This is a genomic window from Butyrivibrio sp. VCB2001 (assembly GCF_000423965.1).
Taxonomy (GTDB): Bacteria; Bacillota; Clostridia; order Lachnospirales; family Lachnospiraceae; genus Butyrivibrio.
In genome coordinates, this window is the sequence record NZ_AUIZ01000027.1 from 24,276 (window position 1) to 30,275 (window position 6,000).

The following is a 6,000-nucleotide window of genomic DNA, read 5'->3' on the forward strand; positions in this document are numbered from 1 at the left end:
GATACTATGATTATATCTCTGTAGCGATACTTTTTCAACAAACGAGATAGTGGTGAGTCAGTGGGGACGTAACAGTTTGACTCATTTTGTCATGACAAAATGAGTCAAACTGTTACGTCCCCACTGACTCACCACTGACTTTCTTATCCGATATGCTCTGCGCCTTGTGCAAGCTCACCGGCTTTCACATGCGGATTGTGGTAGTGCTCACGCTTCTTGGAAACGTCGCCGATGGAGATGGCGTTCCTTGGGCAGTACTGAAGGCATCCAAGGCACTGGGTACAATCTGTGCCGATGACAGCCTTATTGTTCTCTATCTTGATATTGCCTCTGGGGCAGATGCTTGCACACTGTCCGCAGGCGATGCAGTTGTCGTTAACCTCGAATTCCCCAGCCTTCTTCTGGAGAATCTTGGAAAATCCTGCGTTCTCAATGGCGTTGAAGATATTAAGGCCGGGCCTTCTCTTGGTCTTGCCATCCATAACGTCCTTGGCTATCAGTCTTGCAAGGTCCTTACTTCTGGCTTCTGCCTCACCCACTGATAGGCGTGGCATCATCAGGTTATGCGGGAAAAGCCAGATGCAGCTGCAGTGATGTGTGATCACACTCCAGTATTTCAGAGGAATTATCTTGTTAAGTCTTGAAAGACCTGTTCCCTTGTATGCTGCGCAGGAAGTCACACCAAAAGTGTAGGCGCTTGGGCTTACCTTGATCTGCTTTGCATATTTAAGGACATCTTCCGGTGCTCCGCCGCCGTAACACGGAAATACAAAGCCTACCTTCTTGGCGCTCGTAACATCAGTAGTGGTCATGCCCTTCTTGATCCTTACAAGGTCTGCGCCGCCGATTCCCTTTGCTATATTTCTTGCGATATCCAGGCAGTTACCGGTGCCTGAAAAATAAAAGATTACGTTCTCTGCCATAAGAAACCTCCCAGTAAAAATGTGTTGCTTTATATCTATTATTTTAACACAGGTGAAAGCCCGGGTACATCACAAGGGCCTTAATATGACAGTCTTGGTTGGAAACGGAATTCCGACCACCCCACAAGACTTTTGCATATAAAAATTAGTTGGAATTTGCAAAAAGACCTTTTGAAATTTCTTCCAGTAGTTCATCACAGAACATCCGTAGGCCGGGGCTTGTGATGTAGGAAAAGAGCTAGGCATCAAATTTACTTGACCCATGGCCTTGAAAAGTCTTTGCAATTTCCAACTAATTTTCATATAGAGATTTTTTGTTATGTAATTTAAAAATCAAATCCAACCAGTAGGGCTGTCAGCCACGCCTTGTGATGTAATTTTCCGCGAGCATCATCCCTCTTCGTTGTCAGAGGAATTTCCGGAGCCGTCAGTAGGTAACTGGCAGGCAACTTCCTGGACAGGTGTTGCATCATCGGAGTTGTCATCGCCTGCTCCACTATTAGCATCTTCTGAAGAGCTATTATTAGAAGTGGCGTGTTCAGGCTCTGTCGGCATTGAATCCTCGTGGTCTATGGCAGGCTGTGGTTCAGGGTTCTCTGCCGGGTCTGCAGGTGTCTCAAGTGCAGGCGTATCTGTTTGATCTGGACTTCCAGACTTAAGAGAATCTGTTTCTTCAGAGGTTACAATTTTAGAAGCATCTGTTTCTCCAGAATTTTCAGGTTTAAAGATCTCTGTCTGTTCAGATTCTCCAGGTTTTGAGGCCTCTGTTTCTGTAGTGTCTTTAACATTTGATTTATCATCTGAAGCAGAATCCTCTGTAGCTGCTGCCTGTTCAGATGTTGTTGTCTGTCCTGTTGCAACAGCTTGTTGTGTATCTGCTGTAGTTTGTACAGGCGCTGTAGGCTGCTCAGTAACTGCAGGCTGTTCAGCCACTACCGGCTGCTCAACTATCTCAGGCTCAACATAAGGAATTATAACTTCATTATCGCTGACAACTATTGCTCCTCCCTGTCCTGCTGCCAGCTCATCCATGCTGACTACTGCAGGAAGTTCCACAGGCACAGGCTCTGGTTCCGGTGCAGGCACTGGTGCTGGAGTAGGCACTGGCTCAGGTTCTGGAGTCGGAGCAGGCGTAGGTGCAGGAGTAGGCGCAGACTCCGGTGCCAGCTCAGCCTCCGCTGCCGGTGCAGCTTCAGCTGTGGGCTCAGCAGTCGCTGCCGTCGCAGCTTCCTCTTCCGCCTTAGTCGCACTCACCGGCTCTTCCTTATTCTCTTTTACCGCAGCCCTATTAGGGCCATTGGTACCGTCTGCCAAAGGCTCGTCCTCAGCATCGTCCTCCTGACTCTCGTAATCCGCCTCGGCTTGCTGTCTGATCCTCTCGGCTTCTTCCTGGCTCTTTTCCCAGGTCATCGCATCGTCGAGCGCTTCATCCGGGATAGGCTCCGCATAGTTATCAAGCCCGTTTCCTTCGCCAAGGTTTGCGTCGCTGAGTTCATACTCATTGCCGAAGACGTCAGTTACATAATAAGAATTCTCTAGTCCATCAACATAGCTTGTTGTGATGGAGAGGGCCTTATTTTCCTCGTAAAGTATCGTACCAAGGGAATAAACCTTCGGGGTCTCGGCTACGGTATAGAAATTGTCCGCTCCGCCCAAAAGCTCATAATATCTATTTTCAAGATAATCCAAATCTGTCTCGTTGATACCAACTTCGCCTGTGGAAGAATCCACCTGGCTGTAACCAACTACCGACATCACCTGACCTGCAGCATCTGAAGTAACATTCAGATAAATCGTGCTGACCTTGTCATCGCCGGCCTGTCTCTTTAAGTACTCGGTTCTGGTCTCGCCATCTTCCATGTCAACGTTGGAAGCGCTTCTTGCATCAACCCAGTAGCAAACAGGGATGTAGCCCGAATATGAGCCGTCCTCATTTATCTTGGTGATGTACATGCTGCATATCTGGTTGTTCAGAAGGTACCAGACCTGATTAAACGCGCCGACGCTAAATGCAGACGAATCCTGATCTTTCGCGCTGATGGACGAGTAGCGGTTGGTATTACCGATAGAACCAAGCTTCTCATCACCATCAGACAGCTCAACTTTAACGCGGATCGTGTCACCCACAGTTACCGGATCCGAATCACTAATAACAACCGTTGCATCCTCTGAGTAATATCCCTGATCGTCGGGGTCAGGAACCGTAACCGTGATCTTATCAGTAGTGATGCGGTCTTCAAGGATCTTTTCAAAAATCTTCAAAGTCGGATCATCGGGATCCTGCTCATCAATTGCGGAAGTCTCATAGATCATCTTCCAGCTACCCTCCCACTGGTCGCTACTCTTTATGTTTTCAACAAGTGAGTCGGTATCAGTAACATTCCCGGACAACCAGTCCAGACCAATGAGCTTACCTGCGATATTGGCCAGCGCCATTCTAGCCACTACGAGCTTGTAATCAGCATTTACGTTCACCTCGTTGTAAACCTCGAGAGCTTCGGCGGCAGACTCGTTCAGGTAAACCTCCCCTTCCTTCTCGGAATCCCTCTCATAGTAGGCCTCCAGCGGGAAGTAGATGCTAAGACCACCGTTGATCACATCAGGCTGCAGATACTTTGCCATAAGAACGCAGTCATCCAGGGCATCAAGAACCGACTGTCCGGCATTCTTAAGCCCCTGCGAGAAATCACCACTCACAAATGGCGCCACAAATCTCCTGAGATCAAGATAATTCGACGAATTAAATCCGTTCTTGGTCGCAAAGTGCGACTCGGTGCCGACAATATCAAGTATATCGTAGTATTTCCTGTCTGAGTCTTTAACCTCTTGTAAAAGAGCTGTCGCAAACCGCGAAAGTGCCCCATCAAGGGCATCCACCTTATCCATATCCACAAGGGAAAGAGTTGACTGGCCATCTCTGTACTGAGCAATATAGCTGTCGACAATCTTTTTTCCGAGGTCAACCGTGCTGATATCAGGATTTGCCCCAAGGGTATTCATGAAAGCAACATAGTCCCAGCCGGCGCCGGGCTCGTTTTCCTCAGAACCAATGTAGTACTGCACATAGGGCGAAAGAGTTGTAACCACCTCGTAATTGCCCATCTGACAGGCATCAAAGCCAATAAGATCAAACCTGCCACCGTTCTGAATGAAGCTGCTGCCAGTAAGAGACTGCCTTATCTGTTCCAGCGAAAACGTGGAATCAGGAAGCCCCTGCTGCTCCGGATGAGCTTCTTTATACTCCCACAAAATGTCGTCCGCGCCGTAGCCCAGGTATCCTCCGCCATGATCCCAGATGATCAGGTCATACTTATCCGCAGGCGCGTAGGAAGCGCCGTAGTCGATCATGCGGGAAAAGAACTGTGGATCGGTCATGTACTGTCCCACATAAGTCTGGCGGTTCACCAGCTGATTGTACGAACCGTTATTGCAAACCTCCCATAACTGGAGGCCGTTAATGTTTGTATTGTATTTGGAAAAGAGATTGTTAGCTTCGCTTTCAACTCTTGCCTTCTCTGCAGGTGTGAGCTCTGACTGAGACTTATCCGGATAAAACTTAGCTCTGACATAGTCAATGTAAGTGTCCATGTCACTCATGTGCCAGTTAAGGGTTCCGCCTGTAACAACAAGGACCTTGGTGTTATCGGGGATGTTAGCCCCAAGGAGGTCCAAAAGATTTTTTGAACCAAATCCATACTTTGACTCCAAGTCAGTTCCGTCGAGGTAGACCAGGATTGTCCTGTTGAAATCAGGCTCAATGGGTTCATCGCCGCCGGAAGGGTCATCGCCGCCAGATGGGTCGTCGCTGCCTGAATCGTCATAGTCCTCATTATCTTCGTACTCATAATTATCGATGTATTCCTCGATTTCATTAAGGCTCATCCCATCGAAGATATCAATCAGGCCATTATCGTACATGTACTGAAACAGCTCATTCATGATCATGATGAATTCCGAATAAGCTTCAATGGCCTGCTTTGCATCGCCATTTGTGGCATTCATGAATATGCCAAACAGATCCATGTCATCCACATCAACGAGACGGGCTTCATAAGCGGAGGTCGAAACGCCGATTACGGTAGTTGTGGATTCCTTTTTCTGCCCGATGTTTGTGGGGATCTCAACTTCTCCGAACACGATCTTCAGGGCAGGGACGCTCTTCTTTGCAAGAACAGGATCCAGCAAAGTAACGGAAAGGGCAATGTTGTTCTTACCTTCCTTAACTACGTAGGTTGTCTTGGAATTATATGTAACGGATAGTCCCGGGAATGTATCAGAATGCAGAATTGTCCCTGCAGGAAAGAGGTTCGATAACTCTTTTACCGCAGCAACCTCAGCTGCCATGGAGATTATGGAGTTGCTGTCACTTACAATTCCGGATGTAAATGCAAAAACTCCTGTTAAGATAATGGCTAGCAGCTGTCTAAAGGTCTTCATAGCGACATTCCTCCTGATTATAACGTCAGTATACGCCTTGATTCTGGCGGCTGCTATTAAACTGTGGTTAAATGTGTATTAAATAACCATTAATACAAAACGTAATTTCAGAGATGATGATTTCCTTTATAATTTTGGCCGAAATTCGCAATGGCTACTGTCCTTTTCTTATTTTTCTTTATAGACAGTAGTTTTTTCTTACGAATCATGTTGTTAGCAAAAGTTAACACTGTATTTTTCATCATTTTTAACTGTCCCTGTGCTTTTTTCACTTCTGGACAGTAGGCAGTTCACAGTTTCAGGCAAGTTCCCTACTGTCCTTGTCTAAAAAAGTCTTGCAGACAGTAGGCGCTAGTGTAAAATGGACCCCAGAAAGTGGACACGTCATTAAAACTATTTAGGCAGTATTTTTGCAGCAGATTCAAGACGTGGACACGAAATGGGCAGTAAAAAAATATACTTTCCAGGAAATATCTATTACATTTCCGATATGTGGACACAGATTAGGCTGTCTTTGCTGGTATAATGAGCAAAGGGGGGAATCTGTATGAATCCAAAAAGAAAACCAAGCTACACAAGCGAGCAAATCGAAGTGATTGCTCAGAATCCGTATACACATTCTATCACTCCACATAGGATG

At 46.8% G+C, this 6,000-nt stretch carries 2 protein-coding genes; both read right to left on the reverse strand.

All coding sequences use genetic code 11. From position 1 onward, the window contains the following. Positions 1-143: 143 nt before the first annotated feature. Entirely contained in the window at positions 144-923 is a 780-nt protein-coding gene (locus G589_RS0116875) for an EFR1 family ferrodoxin (RefSeq protein ID WP_026522949.1), read from the reverse strand. A gap of 390 nt (positions 924-1,313) precedes the next feature. After that, positions 1,314-5,360, reverse strand: coding sequence for a clostripain-related cysteine peptidase (locus G589_RS20470; protein ID WP_035776486.1), 4,047 nt, complete (start codon positions 5,358-5,360; stop codon positions 1,314-1,316). Between the last annotated feature and the right edge of the window lie 640 nt (positions 5,361-6,000).

Coding starts and splice junctions, on each gene's coding strand:
- G589_RS20470 (WP_035776486.1), bottom strand. CDS start 5,360: ATGAAGACCTTTAGACAGCTGCTAGCCATTATCTTAACAGGAGTTTTT.
- G589_RS0116875 (WP_026522949.1), bottom strand. CDS start 923: ATGGCAGAGAACGTAATCTTTTATTTTTCAGGCACCGGTAACTGCCTG.